Consider the following 19638-nt stretch of genomic DNA (forward strand, 5'->3'; position numbering starts at 1 on the left):
CCGGCGCTCTGCAGAGGCATAGGCAAGCGGATGTCGAGTTATACACCTTTTTTGAATTTTGTGCCACGAGGATGACCTGGACCGTGTCCTGAGAATTTCCGTAGAAACGTGTTCATCTTTCATTTGAAGTTTTTGTTGATTAAGGGTTAAATGCCCCGGCGATACGTTCTGGCAAATGATGACCCTTGGAAAAGAGAAAAATGACGATGGGGAAAAAGAGAATTCTCGTCGTGGACGACGAGAAGGACATTGTTGAACTGGTGGCCTTCAACCTTGAAAGAGAAGGGATGGCCGTGCTGAGGGCCTTCGATGGAGAGCAGGCCCTGGAGATGATTCAGAGGCGGAAGCCGGATCTCCTGATCCTGGATCTCATGCTGCCGGGACTGTCAGGATTGGACGTCTGCAGGATTCTGCGTCAGCGGGAACATACCGAAGCCTTGCCCATCATCATGGTGACGGCGAAAGGGGAGCCTGTCGACAAAATTCTGGGACTGGAAATGGGGGCAGATGACTACATCACCAAACCCTTCAACATGCGGGAATTAATCGCCCGGGTGAGGGCCGTGCTGCGCCGTTCCGATCAACGGATGGACCCCGGTCCCGCTGCCGGGGAAATCTTCACGTTCCAGGGACTCGCTTTCAATTACAGGAACTATCAGGTCACTGTGGACGGGAAAAAGGTTGATCTAGGGCCGAAGGAGGTCAAACTGCTTCAATTTTTCATCCGCCAACCCGGCAGGGTGTTCAGCAGGGAGCAGTTGCTTGATTTCATCTGGGGAGACGAAGCGTTTGTTGAACCCCGCACGGTCGACGTCCACATCAGCCGACTCCGGGCGGCCATTGAAAAAAACACGGAAAAGCCGCAGTACATTTTAACCGTCAGAGGCATCGGCTACAAGTTTGCCGACCCGTCGGAATACCCTGGTGAACGCTGAAGAAGAATCCCCTGTTCCGGCGGACCGAACATGACCGGAAGACGAGCGGGAATCCGAGCAATGTAAAATAATTCATCATATTTTCAATCTTCTGTCACGGTCCTGCAATAAAAATCGTGTATGGTCCTGTCAAAAAAAGAAAGGATCATGAGCGATGAGTCAGGGAAAACAGTCGCCGGCTTTCTCTCCGAACCCCTCCGGGGCTCAGGAGCGCTTCCTCAATGATCGGTTGAGGATATTGGAATCCCTGTCGATTCGGCGCGGAGAGCACCTGGATGTATCGCTTCTGCCCTTTGCACCGGGTGATACGACGGCTGGCAGTGAAGCGGAGCTGCAGGCCGTCGTGATAGGAGACAGGAATTCGGTGGATCTGCCTCTGACCATCAGGCAATCCAACTATTTCGCAGACATGCTGCGTCGCTCTTCAACCGGCGATACCCGAAAGCGCGTTCTCACAGAGATTGAGGCATTTCTCACTTCAAACAGGGATGAAGTCTGGGAAAACAGCTGGGTGCGCTTCCCACGCAGATTATTGAGCCCTCTCTCGGAAGAGGTTCTGCAGCGGGATCTTCTTGCCGATAAGGAGGATCCGACCCAGGGAAATCGAACAGATGTGCATAAGATGCTTTTTCGGCACAAGGGGCAGGATTATCTGCGCATTCCCGTCAGCTACCTGCTGAAACTTTCCCTTGCCGAAGTTTTGTATTCAAGCCGTCTTCTCCTGCCGGGACCGATTCTTGAGTACACAAGAACGTTATTCGGTCATTTCCTCAATGACAATTCCTCTCCGGAAACCCTTTCCTTTTATGTTCTGTCCGCCAGGGCCCAATGTCCATTAGGAGCAGCCGTTGCCGGAGAAATGGCCAAACGCTTTCTCCTGACCTCGCTTCTGATCCTGTACGCCAATGAACGGTTCTGCCTGAAGCAGACTGGACAGCAGGCTGTCGTTTATTATTCTCCCCATCCGCCGTTAAGGCAGAAAATTCTCAACAACTGTGTTTCGGACGCCTTTTATCGCGAACTCTTCATGAACCCATGTCTTTCAGGCTGGAGACGCGGGGAGGAGAAGCAGGAATACATGCACCTCTGTCATCAGGTCCTCAGCCGGAGCCAACTGAATGCCGTTGCCAAGCTCCGCGAGGCGGGAATCATCACGCACAATCTCGTCGTCCTGCCGAATACTTCGAACATCAGCCTGTCGAATAACGGTACCCACGTCAGCCTGGGCAGCCGGAGGCTGGGTGCGTTACTGAAGGATTCGAGCAACGGCTTTACAGCCATACAGGAAAAAGTGTTCGGCGATCTGGCCGTGAAAATCGTGGAGCATTTTCTTCCCCTCTTTGTCGGAACCTATACGGCTGCTCCATATCGTCTTGATTTTGCTGAATTTCATCCGGAAAAGGTTCTGGCCTTTCTTCCCCATGAACTGGATTATACGCATCTGCGGATGCTGTGGCGAAGATGGCAGAAGAAGGCGAAACTCTCGGTGCTGGGCCGTCCCCTGACGCCTTTTGGCCCTCTGTGGTTGGATCGGGCGGTCAGCGCCCTCTGCAGCCTGCGGGGTGATTTTATTCCCGATTTCCGGATGATTGACTACCTGATGGCCTTGATGAGCACCGAGAGATGTCCTGCCCTGGATGGAAGGCTCCACAACAGTGACCGTCTGAAAAGCGACCTGACTGATCTGGGTGTTTTCGACAGAAAAATGTCACTCTACCTTTTTGAAAAGATCCGGGAATACGGGAGCATGGGGTTTTCGGGATTCGAATCCCGCCATTACAGTCTTTTTGAACAGTTTTCAGAAGATATGGGAAAGGCCGTGGACATCCAAAATCTTCTGTATTGTCTGGCATTTAAATATATGGCCTTCGGCCGGATTTCTCATGGCTCCATTCCCGACAGGCCCTTCGTTGAAAGTGAACGGAGGCAGATTATCTTCGGATCAGCGGTAGGTATCCCAACCTTCTACATCAGGAAGGATACGGATAACGATCTGCTCAGGAGGATTCTTTCCCGCACGGAACGAGTTCGTCACAGCCGGCGCTACACGGGTTACCTGAGGGTATATCACCTTGAATACCGCCGTGCCCTGGTGAAGATTCTCCAGGAAGACGCAGCCGACCTTGTTGACATGTTTGGCATGAGGGAGACCCTTCGGGACCTGGAGCTCCGTCTGGAGGCCCCGGATGTCCGCTCCGCACTGGGGAGGCTGACTTCGGCGATTCTCAAAGAGGCCGGAGCCGTATCTCCTCTGCACGTTTCGTCGGAAATTTTCAATCTTACGGCAGAGCGGTATTACAGAAATGGATTACGTAGACGGCACATCGAAGAGGGACTGGACCTGTTGCTTGGAGATTTCGAACGTCTTTGCAGCGGTACAGGACGGATGGAGCAGGCGACAAGGCAGGCATTGAACATGTTGGTGAGCCGTGAAACGCCGCGAGGTTTTATCGGTCGGATGCGACGTAGCATTCTCGAAAGTTCCGCAACACCGGATGAGCTGCGGACGCTGATCCAGCTTGTGTTGGTGTCCGTTTACGAGAGCAGCAGAATCAATGATTTGGATAAAGACAAAAACAGCAGGAGAATGAATTATGTTGCATCAGTATGTTGATCGCTCAAGTCGTGCGATCCGCGATGAGATATTTGTGGGAAATCGGAGCATCCGCTTCATTTATTCCCGTCTAAGAGAGAACGCTCCGCTGATGTTCCGGATTGTCAGCAGTGCCCGGACGTCGAGGCTCCTGGCCTTTGTCAGTTTCAGCAGAATGATCAATGAAACATTCAATGGAAGTCGAAATTTTCTTAAGGCTGCGGGCATTGATCATAAGGAATGTGTGGAAAACCCAGATCGTCTCGATACGCCACGAAAGCTCTTTGAGCGGAAAATCCGCTACTGGGAATGTCGCCCGATGCCCAATGATCCGGCTGCCGTCGTTTCACCCTGTGATGCCCGAATGCTGGCAGGTTCCTTTGACGACTCTTCGGGAATCTTTATCAAGGGGAAATTTTTCGATTTCCAGGAACTTCTTGGAAAGAACAAAACGAAATGGCTGACTGCACTGGAGTCGGGCGATTTCGCTGTCTTCCGCCTGACGCCGGACCGCTATCATTACACCCACACCCCCGTTGCGGGAAGGGTGCTTGATGTTTACACCATTGAAGGTCTGTACCATGCCTGTCATCCCGATGCCGTTGTCTCCCTGATAACCCCCTACTCCAAGAACAAACGCGTGGTCACGATCATCGATACGGATGTTCCCGGGGGAAGCCAGGCAGGAATTGTAGCAATGGTTGAAGTCGTTGCGCTCATGATCGGCGACATCGTTTCCTGTTACAGCGACAAGGAATACCGGAATCCGGCGCAGGTTGGTACGGGAATGTTCCTTGAAAAGGGGTGTCCAAAAAGTCTTTTCCGACCGGGAAGCAGCACCGTCGTGCTGATCTTTCAGCGGAGGAGACTCCGCTTCAACGATGATATCATCTGGAACATGTGTCTGCCCGGAGTGGAGAGCATTTTCAGCAGAAATTTTTCCCAGCCCCTTGTTGAAACGGATATCCAGGTGAGAAGCATCATTGGAACGGCTGTATATGGTGGGGCAGCGATGCCAGACAGTCCATCGTGAGGAGTTATGAAATGGAAAAGGAAATCCTGAACGATTTGAGAAATCTCCTGGTCCTCCAGAGAAGGCGGCTTCATTGTGCAGCCTGCAGAACGGTATCCGATATGAAAAAAAACGAGGGGAAACTTTCCGACCCCCTTGACCGGGCCGTGGTCGAATTTGACCGGCAGATGGAATTGTCCATGCGAGGGCGGGAAACAAGCGCCCTTCGAGACATTCAACGGGCCCTTGATCGAATCGACCAGGGGATTTTCGGGGTCTGTGATCTCTGCGGCCGGCCCATTTCCGAAAAGCGACTGTTGGCAAGGCCAACAACCATGCTGTGTGTTCATTGTCAGCATCAGCAGGAGACAATTTCCGGAAAGAGAACATACAGGTCCTTCGAAGACGAGCAAAGGGCAATATGTTAAGGGATGGGCTGGGTTAAGAGATGGAAGGATTTCAAAACATGGCGGAAGGACAAGTTGGTCAACGTACGGTCCTGGTCGTGGATGATGAAAAGGACATTACAGATCTCCTCAGCTACAATCTGAGCCGGGAAAGATTTCATGTCCTGGTCGCGTACAGCGGTTGTGAAGCCGTCGAGATTGCCCGAAAGAACCGTCCGCATATGGTGATTCTTGATTGGATGATGACCGGGATGGACGGCTTGGAAGTATGTCGACATCTACGCAAACAATCTGAAACAGAGAACATCCCAATCATCATGCTGACGGCGCGTTCGGATTCAACGGACAAAATTTTAGGCCTGGAGATGGGGGCGGATGATTATTTGACAAAACCTTTTCATATTCGAGAGCTTCTGGCCAGAATCAGGGCTGTGTTCCGCAGATTAGAGAGGGCCCGTCAAAAGGACAACGAGAACATCATCGTTTTCAAGGAAATTAGAATGGATCTCAATTACCACAAAGTCACCGTTGATCATGTCAACATCGATCTAACAGCACGTGAAATCAAACTCCTGGCCTTTCTCATCAAACATCCGGGAAGGGTTTATACGCGTGAAGAATTGCTGGATGCCGTCTGGGGCAATGAATTCTTTGTAGAGCCCAGAACCGTAGATGTTCATATCAGCCGATTGCGCTCACTTATTGAGAAGGAAAAGGAGAAGCCCCGCTATCTTCTTACGATAAGAAATTTTGGGTACAAGTTTTCAGACGAACATTGAATCGTCATCATCAAAGAATACGATCCCTCCGAAGTGTCAGACTCCTCAGACCCTTTCGTTCATGCATCATTTCGTGCTGCGAACAGACCTGTTACATCCATTTTTTAGACTTCACCATCATTTCATGCCATTTTCATCATTGTGTAACACTTTCCAGATAGGGTACCGGCCATAAATTCGTTTTCGGTGAAAATAAATTCAAGAACGATGAAAGGAGAGGTCAATGGTTGAAGGCAGGTCTCATGTACGTAAGGCTGCTTCCCTGCACCGGGAGAAGACCTGACCCTTCTCCCATTAAAGGTTAAGTGATCGGCGCATTGGTGCGTAAAGCCTCCTGATCAGGAATGTGAGAATGATGGATTCTACAAACTTCTTTCTGGATTCAAATGCGGCGTTTCTTCTCCTGCTGGGATTTTTACAGTTCCTTTTATTTTCCTGGGCCTTCCGGAATCTTCCCAAGGAGAATTGGCAGTTTCTAGCCGTCGTTCCGAACATTGAGCCCGGAGTGGATGCCCATAACGGAACGAACTATACATGGTATGGATTATTTCTGGCTACGGGCTATGTTCTCGGCGCGCTGATGTTCCTGCTGCTCATGGGTTCCATAGCTGTCCCGTGGAACATTTCATTGGTCGTAACGGTCATCGTGCTGGCCGTCTGTACTCCGCTGTCCAGCATCATTGCGAGGCTCGTGGAAGGCAAGAAGTTTACCCTGACTGTCGGTGGCGCCGTCTTTGGGGGTCTGCTGATTTCTCCCTGGATCGTCCATCTGCTCAATATGCAGGCTGGAACCTTCCTGGGGTACAACGTTCCAGTCCTGCCGACCATGGCCGCTATGGCCATCGCCTATGGCGTGGGAGAAGGAACGGGACGACTTGCCTGCATCAGTTTCGGCTGCTGCTATGGCAAGTCCGTCAACGATCTGCCTTCTGGTCTGCGGAAACTATTGTCCCCCATCGGCATGACCTTTTCGGGGAAGACAAAGAAAATCGCCTATGCTCACAGTCTTGATGGACATGCTGTTGTTCCGATCCAGGCGATGACAGCCATCGTGTATTCTGCAACGAGCCTGTATGGAAGCTGGCTGTTTCTGAATTCGTCTTTCGAGGCTGCCTTTACAATCGTCATCGGGATATCCCAGGGATGGCGAATCCTTTCCGAGTTTCTCCGGGCCGATTACCGCGGGAATAATAAATTTACCTCCTATCAGCGGATGTCCCTTCTTTCATTGCCCTACGCGGCAGGACTGCTATTTTTCTTTCCCCAATCTGCCATGAGCGCACCCTCAATTGAAGCCGGACTGAAGTCGATCTGGTCTCCGGGCATGATATTGTTTCTACAGGGATTGTGGGCGATCATTTTCCTCTACACGGGAAAGAGCAAGGTAACAGCGGCCAGAATTTCTTTTCACGTGGTCAAGGACAGAATCTGAAAGGAACGAACAGAAGGTTTACTGAAGACGTCATGACCACAAAAAAGAAAGGCCTGCTAAGGATGAAAGAGATCAATGATGCGATGCCAACCCCTTTCGTTACTGAAGATTCTGCAAGGACATCTTCTACGGAGATGCGGATCACAGAGAGTCATTATGAAGAAATGTTCGAAAATTTGCTGGAAGGGGTCGGCATCGTTGATGGAGAGGGAAATATACTCTTTGCCAATGAAAAGCTTGCCCGAATTCTCGGATGTGAAGTTGCGGAAATTCTCAAGGAAAATATTTCTGCAGTGGTCATTCCTTCTCAGAAAAGCCAGCTTGAACGCTTGCGCAGGACCTGTCACCGTGGGACTCGACGGTTGACGGAAATGGAACTCCTGAGGCGGGATGCCAGCCCCGTCCGCACGCTCATCTCCATTATCCCTTTATGTGGCGATCCCGATAAGAAGGATGCCGTGATGATCCTGGTCCTGGATATCACCAAACGCAAACGGATCGAAGAAGATTTGGCTCAGGCGGAGAAAAAATACAGGAACATTTTCGAGAACTCCGTCGATGGCCTCTTTCAATCGAACAGCCGGGATGAGTTGATCAGCGCCAATCCGGCCATGGCCCATATTTTCGGCTACAGTTCAACCTCCGAATTTATAACCGCCGTCAATTCCAGGAAACAAACTCTTTACGCGGATTCGAAATACGACCGCAAGCTGAAGAGTCTTTTGCGGCGGCAGGACAGCGTCTACAATTTTGAATTCCGTGCCGTGCAGCGGCTGGGAAAGCAAATCTGGATCAATGAAAATATCCATTCTGTTCGGGATGAACGTGGAAACCTGCTTTATTACGAGGGAACGCTCCAGGATATTACGGAAAAGAAACATCTGGAAAATGAGTTATTCCAGTCGAAAAAAATGGAGGCCATCGGCAGAATTGCAGGAGGGATTGCCCACGACTTTAATAATATCTTAACTGCCATTATGGGAAATGCGGCCATGGGGGAACGATGCCTCGATCCACGAAGTTCGGCAGCGAAAAGAATCCAGGCCATCAAGGATGCTGCAGATCAAGCGGGACAATTGACACGGCAGCTGTTAAGCATCAGCAGGAAGCAGAAAGTACACCCTGTCCTGATGAATCTCAATTCTTCGGTCATCAGTGTCGGAAAAATCCTGGAGCGTATTCTCGGAGAGGACATTGACCTGAACGTAGCCCTGAATGAAAACTTGAAGAGTATTTATGCCGATCCTTCACAGATTGAGCAGGTTATCCTCAACCTGTCCGTCAACGCCAGGGACGCCATGAACCAGGGCGGCAGGCTGTCGATTTCAACGGAAAATATCAATCTGAATCAGGAATTCTGCCGTAATCATCCAGATGCAGTTCCAGGGGAATATGTAAGGCTTTCCGTTTCGGACACAGGAACGGGTATTCCAAAAGAGAGCCTGGGATACATCTTCGAGCCCTTTTATACGACGAAGAAAACGGGAACCGGATTTGGCCTTTCTATTGTTTACAGTGTCATCAAGAGGTATGCAGGTCACATCGAAATCGATACGGCTGTCAGGAATGGCACGAAGTTCAGCATTTATCTCCCCGCTGTTTCCGGGATACCCAAAATTCCCCGAACCTGTTCCGTTACGGAAGGAATGACCATTCCCACGGGGAAAACGATTCTGATTGTTGAAGATGAAGAAACCATCCGGGAAGTGCTTTCGGAGATCCTGCAGGAGATGGGGTGCAAAACATTTTCCGCCCCCACTGCTGAAGAGGCTTTGGAAAGATTCCACCATTTTGGTGAGCCGATTGATCTGCTGATTACCGATGTCATTCTGCCGGGGAAAAGGGGGCCGGAAATGGCCGAGGAATTGAAAATTTTCCAACCCGATATGAATATCCTTTACATGTCGGGATATCCATTAGAAAAGTTCCACAGCACAGAGATAGATGTTGCTCCGGTATCCTTTATCGCAAAACCTTTTACGCCCGCCATGATTCTCGATAAACTGCGGCAGATTTTTTCCCAAAAAGAATTTAAAATGCCCGTTTCTTGATGAGTCGAACATCCCATGCCGTAAAAGATCACATATAACCATGAAAAGAACAAAAATTGTTTGTACGATTTCTGACAGGAATTGCGAAGTATCCTTTTTGAGGAAACTATACAAGGCAGGAATGAATGTCGTGCGCCTCAACACAGCCCATATGACTCTTGAACAGGCGAAAAAGGTTATCGAGAATGTCCGGATTGTATCGGATAAGATCGCCATCCTGGTGGATACCAAAGGCCCTGAAATACGAACCACCGGGACTCGGGAACCTATCGAGGTGACTGACGGAGACTTCTTGATGATCAAAGGCGACCCGGACAAGGAAAGTTCGAAAAGGTGCCTGTATGTCAATTATCCTGAGTTCGTCCAGGATGTTCCCGTTAATAGCCCGCTGCTCATCGATGACGGTGCCCTGAGGATGGTTGTTATCGAGAAAAATGAAGAGTATCTTCTCTGCGAAGCAAAGAATGTCGGCAAGATCGAAAGCAGAAAAAGTATCAACGTCCCATCGGTTTCTTTCGGACTTCCTTCGCTCAGCAAAAAAGACAAGGACTTTGTTGACTTCTGTATTCAGCAGGATGTTGACTTTATCGCCCATTCCTTTGTTAGAAACAAAGCGGACATTCAGGCCGTGCAGGAGATTCTGAATAAACACAATAGTCAAATTAAAATTATTGCAAAAATCGAGAATCAGGCCGGGGTAGACAACCTGGATGAAATTCTGGATTGTGCCTATGGGGTCATGGTTGCAAGAGGGGACCTGGGCATTGAAATGCCCTACGAGAAGATTCCCGGAACACAGAGGCTTATCATTAATAAGTGCATCGCTTGCCGCAAACCGGTCATCATCGCTACTCAGATGCTCCATTCCATGATTGACAATCCAAGCCCCACCCGTGCAGAAGTCAGCGATATTGCCAATGCCATTTTCAGTAAAACTGACGCCATAATGCTGAGCGGAGAAACAGCTTATGGCAAATATCCTTATGAGGCAGTGGAAACAATAGCCCGCGTTGCCTCGGAAGTAGAAAAATCGCGCAGCGATATTCATGAAATCCCGATGGACGTACTCAGTAACAAACGATCTGCCTACCTGACAAAAACTGCTGTTGAAGCAGCCATTGCAATCACTGCTGTCCCAATGTTAGCTAAATAAATTCAACTGGTTGCTGATCTGCTCGTCCTGGTTTGTGTCGGTTGCATTTGAAAGTGCCTGTAAAATGGGCTTTTTCTCAAAAAGGGTGACGCTCAAAACCTGTAAAATTGTGTAGAGACTTTGGTCGAGATTCAGGTCTTTTTTGACGATAGCTACGAGGACGTAAACGGAGATAGCGATCCAGACTTGAGTCTTTACGGCGTTTTCTGTGGTGCCATAGAAAGCCTTGATCCTGAGATGTTGCTTGATCCATTTGAAAAACAGCTCCACTTGCCATCGGCAGCGATAGAGATCGGCAATTGTTTTGGCCGGCAGGACAAAATTGTCTTTATTTTTCTGTCCGTAGGAGAGAACGAAACTCGAAGGGCTGTCCCCAGTGAGGACCTGCTTTTCATTAAAAATTCATTTTACCGTAACAATCCTTTCATGTCGTTTTGCTATAAGAACCTCATATTTAAAGAATCCCCGGCCGGCCGGGGGGGGGAGAAACAGCACCGTGGCAGGAGAGGAGGTGATGAGGCGGATATCGAGGGTATCCCGTTCTCTATTTTTTGCGCAACGACACAGTAAGAAGACCATGATTTTCAAAAATGACAAAAACGAGAGGTGCGAAACATGCCTGAAATCAAGAAAACCATCATGACCTGCCTCGGGGCGGCTGCCATGGTCATTGCTCTGGGCCAGCCTGCAGACGCCTATATGGCAGCTAAAAACATTATCCTGATGATCAGCGACGGCCAGGGATTCAACACTGTCAAAGCCACGGAATATTACTCGGGAACCAAAGCCGTCTATGAATCGTTTTCCGTGAGGGGTTCCATGAATACAAGCTCTGCCGGTAAACTGGGATCTTATGTGGGAAAGCCTTACGATTCCGGTCAGATGTGGACGAATTTCAATTATCAGAAATCCGGTGCAACCGACTCGTCATCGGCAGCGACCGCCATGTATTCAGGCGTTAAGATCTATGACAACCAGATGAACAAGACAACGACTGGAGCAGACCTGACCACGTTCTTTGAAAAAGTCGCCGGCCAGGGCAAGGCAACCGGTGCCGTCTCGACGGTTAATTTTAATCATGCCACACCGGCTGCCGTGGTGGCTAAGACAACAAACCGCAATGATTACAATGCAATAACCAATCAGATGATTCAAAGCAAACTAAATGTCATCATGGGGGCCGGCCATCCCCTCTACGATAATGATGGCCAGTCCGTTTCCGTTGCGGCTGATTATGGAATCGTCGGCAGCAAGGCGAACTGGGACGCCATGGTGAGCGGTGCCAACGGCCGAAGCTTCATCGAGCACAAATCCCAGTTCGAGGCCCTGGCCAATGGGACGATGATTGTCGACAAAGTATTCGGTGTAGCCCAGGTCCGCGATACCCTTCAGGACTCGCGATCAGGCGTGCCTGCTTCTTCAAGGAACAGCAGCGTGCCTGATCTTGCCACCATGACAAAGGCGGCCTTGAACGTCCTCGACAACGATGCCGACGGCTTTGCGGTCATGATCGAAGGGGGTGCCGTGGACTGGGCCAACCACGCGAACAACCTGCAGCGGGCCATTGATGAAGAGATCGACTTCAACAACGCTGTTCAATCCGTGGTGGATTACCTGAATGCAGGTACCAGCGGGAACGATTTGAGCAACACCCTCCTCATTGTAACCGCTGATCACGAGTGTGGAGCCCTTTGGGGACCGGAAACCGGAGTCTTCAATCAGGTCGTCGACAACGGAGTCGGCAGTCTGCCCGGTGCGGCATACAACTCCGGCAGCCACACAAACGCCCTGGTGCCCTTCTATGCTGAAGGAGCGGATGCCGGTCTCTTCCTGTCGTATCTGACCGGAAGCGATCCAGACATGGCGGCCATGTATGGCATCGATGCGGCATTCAACTGGTACATCGACAATACCGATATCTTCAAGGTCATGGATGCTGCCAATGCGGCGCCAGTTCCGATTCCTGCGAGTGTCCTGCTCCTGGCTCCGGGATTTGGAGGACTTCTCATTATGCGAAGGAAGTGGACGAATACATAACGTTCAAACGTATTTCGAGAGACCTTGAATCGTTGGGCCATGAGGTCGATGGCCTCTCCGGCTGCATGGAGACCATGGGCGGGAATAATGTCCGGCCCGTAGTCTCCATCACCTGCCTGCATCGAGATGATGTTTCCGATGTGGATGAATGCTCGGCGCTTCTTGCCGTTGAAGGAGTCGTTTATCCTGGTGGTCCGGGCCTGGTTTTTCGGCGGTCTGCGGAGACCGGCAGGGTGTTGTCCATCGAAAGAAACGCTTTATTCGGACGAGACGGTCGCGTCAATCACTGCAGGAAAAGAGTCCGGGAAGCCCTGTCATACCCCTTTCCGATCTCTGTGAGGCCGGGTGATTCCCCGTCCCAGAATCGGTTTTTTGATCGGTTTCACCCAATGCCGGATATCGTCCATATTGATGCGGCATAAACATCGTTCAATCCGCCGGGGTAAAAAAACCATCGAGTGGTGTATATTTCAAACATTTCATCTATCTGTCATCAAACTGCAACAATATTCCTGTAAAAGTCCAATGATTTCATTTGAAGCCCTGTTACAGGGTCAAACATGATGGAGAAAAGAAAGTTAAAGGAGGATTTTAAAGTGAAGAAAGCTGGTTTATGGGTAGTGAGTTGTTTAATGTTTCTAGTATGGAGCCTTCCCGCTGCCGCAGCGACGACGCTTGTGATCAAAGGCTCGACGACCGTGCTTCCTGTTGCACAGGTGGCCCTCGAAGCGTATATGAAGAGTCATCCGGGAGTGAACATTTCACTTTCGGGCGGCGGTTCGGGAGAGGGAATCAAGGCGCTGATCGACCGTTCAACAGACATCGCCAATTCATCCCGGGAGATCAAGGAAAAAGAGACTGCCAGCGCCAAGGCAAAGGGCGTTTCTCCGATGGAACACGTCGTGGCTATCGATGCCATCGTGCCCATCGTAAATCCCCGCAACAAGGTCAACGGGCTGACCCTGGATCAATTGAGCCAGATTTATCAGGGAAAAATTACAAACTGGAAAGAGGTTGGCGGGGACAATATTCCCATCGTGGTGGTTTCCCGTGACAGCAGTTCCGGCACTTACGAATCCTGGGGACATCTCGTGCTCAACGGTGCGAAGGTCACACCGAAAGCCCAGCTTCAGGCATCCAGCGGGGCCGTTGTGCAGACGGTTTCCAAAAACCGCTACGCCATCGGGTACATCGGGCTGGGATATCTGAACCGCTCCGTCAAGGGAGTGAGCGTCAATGGGATTCAAGCCTCCGTGCAGACCGTTCTGGCAAAGACCTATCCCATTGCCCGGCCGCTCTACATGTATACAGACGGTCAGCCCAAAGGCGAGGCGGCCGGCTTCATCCGTTTCGTCCTGAGCCCTGCCGGTCAGAAGCTGGTGGAAAAGGAGGGGTTTGTACCCGTCCAGGCCTCTGATAAAAAGGGTGCAAAGAAAGGGAAGAAGTAGGAGAGGTTGAGAGATCATGACAAGGCGGGGAAAAGAGAAACTCATCAAGCTGTTCTTTCTCGGAATTGCCACCGTATCCATCCTGATTCTCGGGCTGATTGTGGTTTTTCTTTTCCGTGAAGGGGTGCCTATTTTTCAAGAAGTGTCCGTTTATAATTTCCTCTTCGGAAAAGAATGGTACCCCACCTATGATCCTCCCGAATTTGGAATCTTGCCGCTGATCGTCGGCTCGCTGGTGGTCACGGTCCTTTCCTCATTAATTGCCGTGCCTCTTGGGGTTCTTTCCGCGATCTTCATCGCGGAAATAGCCCCGGTGGCCATCCGGGACTTCCTTAAGTCCGCCATTGAGCTCCTGGCCGGATTGCCCTCCGTCGTACTCGGTTTTTTCGGGATGGTTGTTCTGGCGCCCTGGATGCAGGAGACCTTCGATCTCCCCACGGGCCTGAACATTGTCAACGCCTCATTCATGCTGGCCATCATGGCGATTCCCACGATTTCAAGCATTTCAGAAGACGCCCTCTATGCCGTTGGCAAGGAGTTCAAGGAAGCCTCCTACGCCCTGGGGGCGACACGCTATGAAACGATTACCAGAGTGATCGTCCCCACCGCCCTGTCCGGCATTTCGGCGGCGGTCATTCTGGGAATGGCAAGGGCCATTGGGGAAACCATGGTCGTTTTGATGGTGGCCGGCGGAGCGGCGGCCATGCCTGAAGGCCTCTTCGATCCGGTACGACCCATGCCGGCGAGCATTGCCGCCGAGATGGGAGAGGCACCATTTCGAAGCGGACATTATCATGCCCTTTTTGCCACGGGAATCGTGCTGTTTTTCCTTACCCTGTTTTTCAATTTGATAGCGGACTACGTCTCGAACCGCTTCAAACAGGTGGGATCGGCGACGCTTTAATCATGTTATCGGACATTCCTCTATGAACTTGAAATGGCGGTATCTTAAGCAGAATCTCTTTCTGGGCACAGCAACACTGTGTGTCCTTGCCATTGTGGTTTCTCTTGGCGGCATCCTCTTTTACATTTTTGAAAACGGCTTTCAGGCCGTCAACTGGGAATTCCTGAGCAGCCCGCCGCGCGATTCCATGACCAGGGGAGGCGTTTTTCCTGCAATTCTCGGAACGCTTTACCTGACGATGGGCGCTATTCTCGTAGCCCTGCCCCTCGGAATCGCATCGGCGGTCTACCTTACGGAATACGCCCGCCAGGGAAAGATCATCCGGGCCATCCGACTTGGGGTCAACTGTCTGGCCGGCATCCCTTCCGTCGTGTTCGGGCTGTTCGGCCTTGGTTTCTTTGTCGTCTTCCTGCAGTTCGGCTCATGTATCCTGTCCGGGGCGCTGACGCTGGGTTTTCTGATTCTTCCCACAATCATTGGGGCCTCCGAGGAAGCCATGAAGGCCGTTCCCCAGACCTTCCGCGAGGCATCCCTGGCATTGGGCGTTTCAAAGTGGCGCACCATTTCCCGCATCGTTCTGCCCAACGCCATGCCGGGTATTCTGACCGGCTCCATTCTGGGCATCGGGCGTGCCGCCGGAGAAACGGCGCCGATCATGTTTACGGCAGCAGCTTTTTTTACGGCGAAGCTCCCCTCGTCGATTTTCGACGAGGTCATGGCCTTGCCCTATCACATCTATGTCCTGGCCACGGCAGGCACACGGATTGAAGAAACCCGTCCCCTCCAGTTTGGAACCGTTCTCGTGCTGGTTGCCCTGGTTTTGGGAATCGACCTGATTGCCATTGTGATCCGCAGCCGGATGCGAAAAAGGAAGAGGTGGTAAATTTGAAAAATAACTCTATTATTGATGTCGTGGATGTCGATTTCTATTACGGTACGTTTCAAGCCCTGACGGACATTACCATGAATTTTGAAAAAAATGAGGTCACGGCCCTCATCGGTCCTTCAGGTTGCGGAAAATCCACGCTGCTCAGGCTGCTCAACCGAATGAATGATCTTATCGATGGCGCTCGCCTGGTGGGTCAGGTAATCTTTGAAGACAGGAATATCTACGCCGCCGATGTAGACCCGGTGGAGGTTCGTCGTCGGATCGGCATGGTCTTTCAAAAGCCGAATCCGTTCCCGAAAAGCATCTTTGACAACATCACCTATGGACCCAAACTTCATGGTGTTAGGAAAAAAAGGGATCTCGAAGATCTGGTGGAGGCGAGCCTCAGGCAGGCGGTCCTGTGGGAAGAGGTCAAGGACATCCTGAACCGCTCGGCGATGACCCTCTCCGGTGGTCAGCAGCAGCGCCTGTGCATTGCAAGGGCTCTGGCCATGAAACCAGACGTAGTTCTCATGGACGAGCCGACGTCCGCTCTGGATCCCATATCCACAGCGAAGATCGAAGAACTCATCGATGAACTCAAAGAAAACTACACGATCATCATCGTAACCCATAACATGCAGCAGGCTGCCCGGGTATCAGGGAAAACGGGATTTTTTTATCTGGGAAGGCTGATTGAATTCAATTCCACGGAAAAGATCTTCACGAACCCGGAAGAGAAGCAGACGGAAGACTACATCACGGGCCGGTTTGGATAAGGACACCAAGACAGGACATCTTTTTAATATCACGAGGTATACATCATGGGAGACAGGCGGCATACAAGCACCCACTACGAAAAGGAGCTTCAGGAACTGAAGGATGGATTGCTTTATCTGGGGGGGCTGGCCGAGAACGCCATAAAGAACGCTCTGCAGGCGCTCGTGGAGAGAAATTCGGAACTGGCCAGAAGGGTCATTGCAGACGACGCCGCCATTGATCAGCTCGATTCGGAGAATGAAGACCGGTGCATCCGGATTCTGGCCCTGCGGCAGCCGGCAGCGCGGGACCTGCGCTTCATCGCCACGGCCATCAAAATCAACGGACATCTGGAACGGATCGGAGACATGGCGGTCAACATTGCCGAGAAGGTCCTTCTTCTTAATGAAGAGCCTCAGTTGAAGCCCTATGTCGACATTCCCCGAATGGCGGAAATCACCCAGAAAATGATCCGTCAGAGCCTGGACTCCCTGATTCGGGAGGACGTGGATCTGGCGGATCAGGTCCGCAGGGAGGATGAAACCGTCGACAATTTGAATGAGCAGGTGTTCCGTGAACTCCTGACATTCATGATACAGGACCCCAGAACGATCCGGACCGCTCTACTCATCATGCAGATCGCCAAGAACCTGGAGCGGATTTCGGATCATGCCGAGGGGATTGCGGACATGGTCATCTATCTGGTGACAGGAAAAAGCGTCCGGCACAATGATTCTTTGGAACCGAAAGGGCGGATGGCGTGAAGAAGCGGCTTTTTATCCGGATCCTGATCAGCTACTGTGCGGTGATCCTCCTGGTGGCCGCCATTGTCGCCGTGCTTTTCTCCCGGCAGATACGTCTCATTGAGACGAAGCAGATCGAGGAAGGCCTTCTTCATACGGCACGTCTCGTATCACTGCATCCTTTTGACGAGATCAGGAGCAACATTCGTCTTCTGGCACAGGAAGCCGGAGCCAGGGTGACGATCATTGACGCCGGTGGAGGCGTCCTGGCGGATTCCCGGGTGGATGTCTCTCAAATGGAGATTCATTTGAACCGCCCCGAAGTTGAGGAAGCCCGGCTGAGGGGATCCGGCAAATCGGTCCGGCGCAGCTCCACGCTGCGGGACGATGAAATGTATGTGGCTCTGGCTGTCCGGAACGACAAGGGAATCAAGGGATACGTCCGAATGTCCCGATCCCTGAGAGAAGTGGAAGATTCCGTGCAGCGCATGTATGGGTTCCTCTACCGGACAATCGGTTTCGCCCTGCTGCCCACCCTCCTGCTGGCCCTTGTGTTTACCCGGAAGATCTTCCAGCCGATCCGGGAAATACGGGATTACACCCAGGCCATTCGCCGGGGGGATCTTTCCGGAACTCTCCTGGTGAAAGCCTCCGATGAGTTGGGGCAGCTGGCGGAGGCGATCAATTATCTGGTCGAGGAATACCGGGAAAAAATCCTGCTGGCCCATCAGGAAAAGGGAAAACTGGAGGCCGCCCTGGCGAGCATGGTGGAAGGAGTTGTTGTGCTCGATTCTCAGGGCCGCATCGAATCCTCCAACCGCGGAATTGAATCCATTCTGGACCGCCGGAGTTCCGAAATTCATGGGAGATCCATTCTGGAAGCCTTTATGAGCGCCGATCTCCAGAGGGCTCTTGAGCGATTCCGGCGGGAGCGGAAACCCGTTCTTGAGGAAATCCGACTCAGCGGAAAGCAGCCGAACATCGTGGATGTCAATATTTCAGACATTCAGGGCCTTCCCGCCGGCGAGGAGAAAACGCTGCTGGTCTTTCACGATGTGACACGGCTGAAAAAACTGGAACAGATGCGTACGGACTTTGTGGCCAATGTCACCCACGAAATCCGGACGCCGCTTACGGCCATTATCGGATTTCTCCAGACACTCCTGGCGGGGGCATTGGACGACAGGGAAACGGCGAGAAAATTTCTCCGGACCATTGCCGGCAATGCAGAGCGCCTGAGCCGTCTTGTGGACGATCTCCTGACGCTTTCCAGCATTGAGCTCAATGAAACCAATCTGAAGCTTGAACCTCTTTCCGTGGATGCCCTGATACGGACGGTGCTCCCCATGGTGGAATCCTCGGCGGCAGAGAAAAAGATCGCCCTGGATACGATCATCTCCGGGGCAGTCCCCGGGATCCTCGCCGATCGGGACCGGGCGGTGCAGGTGCTGATGAATGTCCTTCACAACGCGGTTAAATTCACGCCGGAAGAGGGAAGAGTCACTCTTTTCTGCCGTGAAGACGGGGCGAAGGATTGGGTGGTTCTGCAGGTTGAAGATACCGGAATCGGCATCCCATCTCAGGACATTCCCCGCCTCGGGGAGAGGTTCTACCGCGTGGACAAGGCACGCTCGCGGGAGCTGGGTGGAACGGGTCTCGGGCTCTCCATTGTCAAGCATCTCATGGCGTCTCACGGGGGAAAGATGGAAATTGCCAGCATTCTCGGTAAGGGAACGACCGTGTCCCTGTTCTTCAAGAGGGCTTGATAAGAGTCTTTATTGGAAGATTCCTTTCTTTTCCCGATACCTAACCCGCAAGGCGACCTTTTTCAACCTGCCTTTTCCAATGAACATCATACCGTCGGTCCTCTGAACGTTTGCAAACCCGGGATTTGTGATTGAATTAAAGGCGGCTTGATTTTAAAGTAAGCCGGAATCAAATTTCAAGGAGGAGACCCTATGGCAAGAATGACGGACAGAATGAAGGAATTGTTTGAGAAAATCCCCACGGTTGTGCTGGCGACAGCGGACAGCGACGGAAAGCCGAATGCCGTGCCGGTGGGAGCCAAAAAGATTCTTGACGATGAAACGATTTTGATTTCGGATCAGTTTTTTAACAAAACTCTCAAAAACATGAAGGCAAACCCGAACGTGGCCGTGACCTTCTGGGAAGGCCATGAAGGATACCAGTTAAAAGGGTCCGTCGTCCTGGAAACAAGCGGTAGCCGGTATGAGGAAACGGCCAGATGGATCGAGGAGCTTGGCAATGCCGCCGGGTTTCCCTTGAAGTCCAAGGGGATCGCCATTTTGAAAATCGAAGAGATTTACGGGGTCACACCGGGCGCGAAGGCGGGGAAGCTTCTGGTTTAGAAAGCGCGTACGGCTTGGATACTGGATATTACGAAGGCATTGCCCTTCGCCGGGCGTGCGAAAGGATCTTGCGATTCTGGATCTGATGCCGCCGGGACCTTCCTGGCCGGATGTATTCCGGATTATCCATCGGCGGAAGAGTTAAAAA

17 protein-coding genes and 1 pseudogene are annotated in these 19638 nt (G+C 51.6%); 17 read left to right on the forward strand and 1 reads right to left on the reverse strand.

Features of this window, described 5'->3' with window-relative positions:
* Window positions 1-185 precede the first annotated feature (185 nt).
* The 8 genes from ACJ77P_RS06980 (at window position 186) to pyk (ending at window position 10362) form a co-directional block, all read left to right on the forward strand.
* Entirely contained in the window at window positions 186-935 is a 750-nt protein-coding gene (locus tag ACJ77P_RS06980; RefSeq protein WP_408999350.1) for a response regulator, read from the forward strand.
* 154 nt (window positions 936-1089) lie between these two features.
* The gene (locus ACJ77P_RS06985) at window positions 1090-3549 is read left to right on the forward strand and encodes a hypothetical protein (protein WP_408999351.1); all 2460 of its coding nucleotides are present in this window, start codon (window positions 1090-1092) and stop codon (window positions 3547-3549) included.
* Window positions 3530-4561: a phosphatidylserine decarboxylase gene (locus ACJ77P_RS06990; RefSeq protein WP_408999352.1), complete on the forward strand. Its 1032-nt coding sequence runs from the start codon at window positions 3530-3532 to the stop codon at window positions 4559-4561. Before ACJ77P_RS06985 ends, ACJ77P_RS06990 begins: the two co-directional genes overlap by 20 nt.
* Before the next feature lie 11 nt (window positions 4562-4572).
* Window positions 4573-4968: a TraR/DksA family transcriptional regulator gene (locus ACJ77P_RS06995; protein WP_408999353.1), complete on the forward strand. Its 396-nt coding sequence runs from the start codon at window positions 4573-4575 to the stop codon at window positions 4966-4968.
* Between the two features lie 38 nt (window positions 4969-5006).
* The gene (locus tag ACJ77P_RS07000) at window positions 5007-5726 is read left to right on the forward strand and encodes a response regulator (protein ID WP_408999354.1); all 720 of its coding nucleotides are present in this window, start codon (window positions 5007-5009) and stop codon (window positions 5724-5726) included.
* Window positions 5727-6078: 352 nt separating this feature from the next.
* Window positions 6079-7158, forward strand: coding sequence for a prolipoprotein diacylglyceryl transferase family protein (locus ACJ77P_RS07005; RefSeq protein WP_408999355.1), 1080 nt, complete (start codon window positions 6079-6081; stop codon window positions 7156-7158).
* Window positions 7159-7292: 134 nt separating this feature from the next.
* On the forward strand, window positions 7293-9209 hold the full coding sequence (locus ACJ77P_RS07010; RefSeq protein WP_408999406.1) for a PAS domain S-box protein: 1917 nt from the start codon (window positions 7293-7295) through the stop codon (window positions 9207-9209).
* Window positions 9210-9249: 40 nt separating this feature from the next.
* Complete coding sequence (gene pyk, locus ACJ77P_RS07015; RefSeq protein WP_408999356.1) at window positions 9250-10362, forward strand: pyruvate kinase; 1113 nt, start codon at window positions 9250-9252, stop codon at window positions 10360-10362.
* Here pyk and ACJ77P_RS07020 read toward each other — a convergent pair.
* A pseudogene (locus ACJ77P_RS07020) lies at window positions 10351-10689 on the reverse strand (transposase); the annotation flags it as partial. The gene pyk and the pseudogene ACJ77P_RS07020 overlap by 12 nt on opposite strands.
* Before the next feature lie 288 nt (window positions 10690-10977).
* Between ACJ77P_RS07020 and ACJ77P_RS07025 the strand changes: the two are divergent.
* The 9 genes from ACJ77P_RS07025 (at window position 10978) to ACJ77P_RS07065 (ending at window position 19490) form a co-directional block, all read left to right on the forward strand.
* A complete protein-coding gene (locus tag ACJ77P_RS07025; RefSeq protein ID WP_408999357.1) occupies window positions 10978-12399 on the forward strand; it encodes an alkaline phosphatase in 1422 nt (473 codons plus the stop codon).
* The gene (locus ACJ77P_RS07030; protein ID WP_408999358.1) at window positions 12384-12821 is read left to right on the forward strand and encodes a hypothetical protein; all 438 of its coding nucleotides are present in this window, start codon (window positions 12384-12386) and stop codon (window positions 12819-12821) included. The genes ACJ77P_RS07025 and ACJ77P_RS07030 overlap by 16 nt, the downstream gene beginning before the upstream one ends.
* 210 nt (window positions 12822-13031) lie before the next feature.
* Window positions 13032-13847, forward strand: a complete 816-nt coding sequence (locus tag ACJ77P_RS07035; RefSeq protein ID WP_367361118.1) for a phosphate ABC transporter substrate-binding protein — start codon at window positions 13032-13034, stop codon at window positions 13845-13847.
* Window positions 13848-13863: 16 nt separating this feature from the next.
* On the forward strand, window positions 13864-14751 hold the full coding sequence (pstC, locus tag ACJ77P_RS07040) for a phosphate ABC transporter permease subunit PstC (RefSeq protein WP_408999359.1): 888 nt from the start codon (window positions 13864-13866) through the stop codon (window positions 14749-14751).
* 22 nt (window positions 14752-14773) lie between these two features.
* Window positions 14774-15634 (forward strand): phosphate ABC transporter permease PstA, encoded by an 861-nt coding sequence (pstA, locus tag ACJ77P_RS07045; RefSeq protein WP_408999360.1) that lies wholly within the window; start codon window positions 14774-14776, stop codon window positions 15632-15634.
* A gap of 2 nt (window positions 15635-15636) precedes the next feature.
* Window positions 15637-16398 carry a phosphate ABC transporter ATP-binding protein PstB gene (gene pstB / locus ACJ77P_RS07050; protein ID WP_367361115.1) on the forward strand — a complete coding sequence of 254 codons (762 nt, stop codon included), beginning with the start codon at window positions 15637-15639 and terminating at the stop codon, window positions 16396-16398.
* 45 nt (window positions 16399-16443) lie between these two features.
* Window positions 16444-17142, forward strand: coding sequence for a phosphate signaling complex protein PhoU (phoU, locus tag ACJ77P_RS07055; protein ID WP_367361114.1), 699 nt, complete (start codon window positions 16444-16446; stop codon window positions 17140-17142).
* Window positions 17139-18887, forward strand: a complete 1749-nt coding sequence (locus ACJ77P_RS07060; protein WP_408999361.1) for an ATP-binding protein — start codon at window positions 17139-17141, stop codon at window positions 18885-18887. The genes phoU and ACJ77P_RS07060 overlap by 4 nt, the downstream gene beginning before the upstream one ends.
* Window positions 18888-19079: 192 nt before the next feature.
* Entirely contained in the window at window positions 19080-19490 is a 411-nt protein-coding gene (locus ACJ77P_RS07065) for a pyridoxamine 5'-phosphate oxidase family protein (protein WP_408999362.1), read from the forward strand.
* Window positions 19491-19638: the final 148 nt, after the last annotated feature.

It is taken from the genome of Syntrophus buswellii (assembly GCF_046097065.1).
Classification (GTDB): Bacteria; Desulfobacterota; Syntrophia; order Syntrophales; family Syntrophaceae; genus Syntrophus; species Syntrophus buswellii.

Coding starts and splice junctions, on each gene's coding strand:
- ACJ77P_RS06985 (WP_408999351.1), top strand. CDS start 1,090: ATGAGTCAGGGAAAACAGTCGCCGGCTTTCTCTCCGAACCCCTCCGGG.
- ACJ77P_RS06990 (WP_408999352.1), top strand. CDS start 3,530: ATGTTGCATCAGTATGTTGATCGCTCAAGTCGTGCGATCCGCGATGAG.
- ACJ77P_RS06995 (WP_408999353.1), top strand. CDS start 4,573: ATGGAAAAGGAAATCCTGAACGATTTGAGAAATCTCCTGGTCCTCCAG.
- ACJ77P_RS07000 (WP_408999354.1), top strand. CDS start 5,007: ATGGCGGAAGGACAAGTTGGTCAACGTACGGTCCTGGTCGTGGATGAT.
- ACJ77P_RS07005 (WP_408999355.1), top strand. CDS start 6,079: ATGATGGATTCTACAAACTTCTTTCTGGATTCAAATGCGGCGTTTCTT.
- ACJ77P_RS07010 (WP_408999406.1), top strand. CDS start 7,293: ATGCGGATCACAGAGAGTCATTATGAAGAAATGTTCGAAAATTTGCTG.
- pyk (WP_408999356.1), top strand. CDS start 9,250: ATGAAAAGAACAAAAATTGTTTGTACGATTTCTGACAGGAATTGCGAA.
- ACJ77P_RS07025 (WP_408999357.1), top strand. CDS start 10,978: ATGCCTGAAATCAAGAAAACCATCATGACCTGCCTCGGGGCGGCTGCC.
- ACJ77P_RS07035 (WP_367361118.1), top strand. CDS start 13,032: ATGTTTCTAGTATGGAGCCTTCCCGCTGCCGCAGCGACGACGCTTGTG.
- pstC (WP_408999359.1), top strand. CDS start 13,864: ATGACAAGGCGGGGAAAAGAGAAACTCATCAAGCTGTTCTTTCTCGGA.
- pstA (WP_408999360.1), top strand. CDS start 14,774: ATGAACTTGAAATGGCGGTATCTTAAGCAGAATCTCTTTCTGGGCACA.
- phoU (WP_367361114.1), top strand. CDS start 16,444: ATGGGAGACAGGCGGCATACAAGCACCCACTACGAAAAGGAGCTTCAG.
- ACJ77P_RS07065 (WP_408999362.1), top strand. CDS start 19,080: ATGGCAAGAATGACGGACAGAATGAAGGAATTGTTTGAGAAAATCCCC.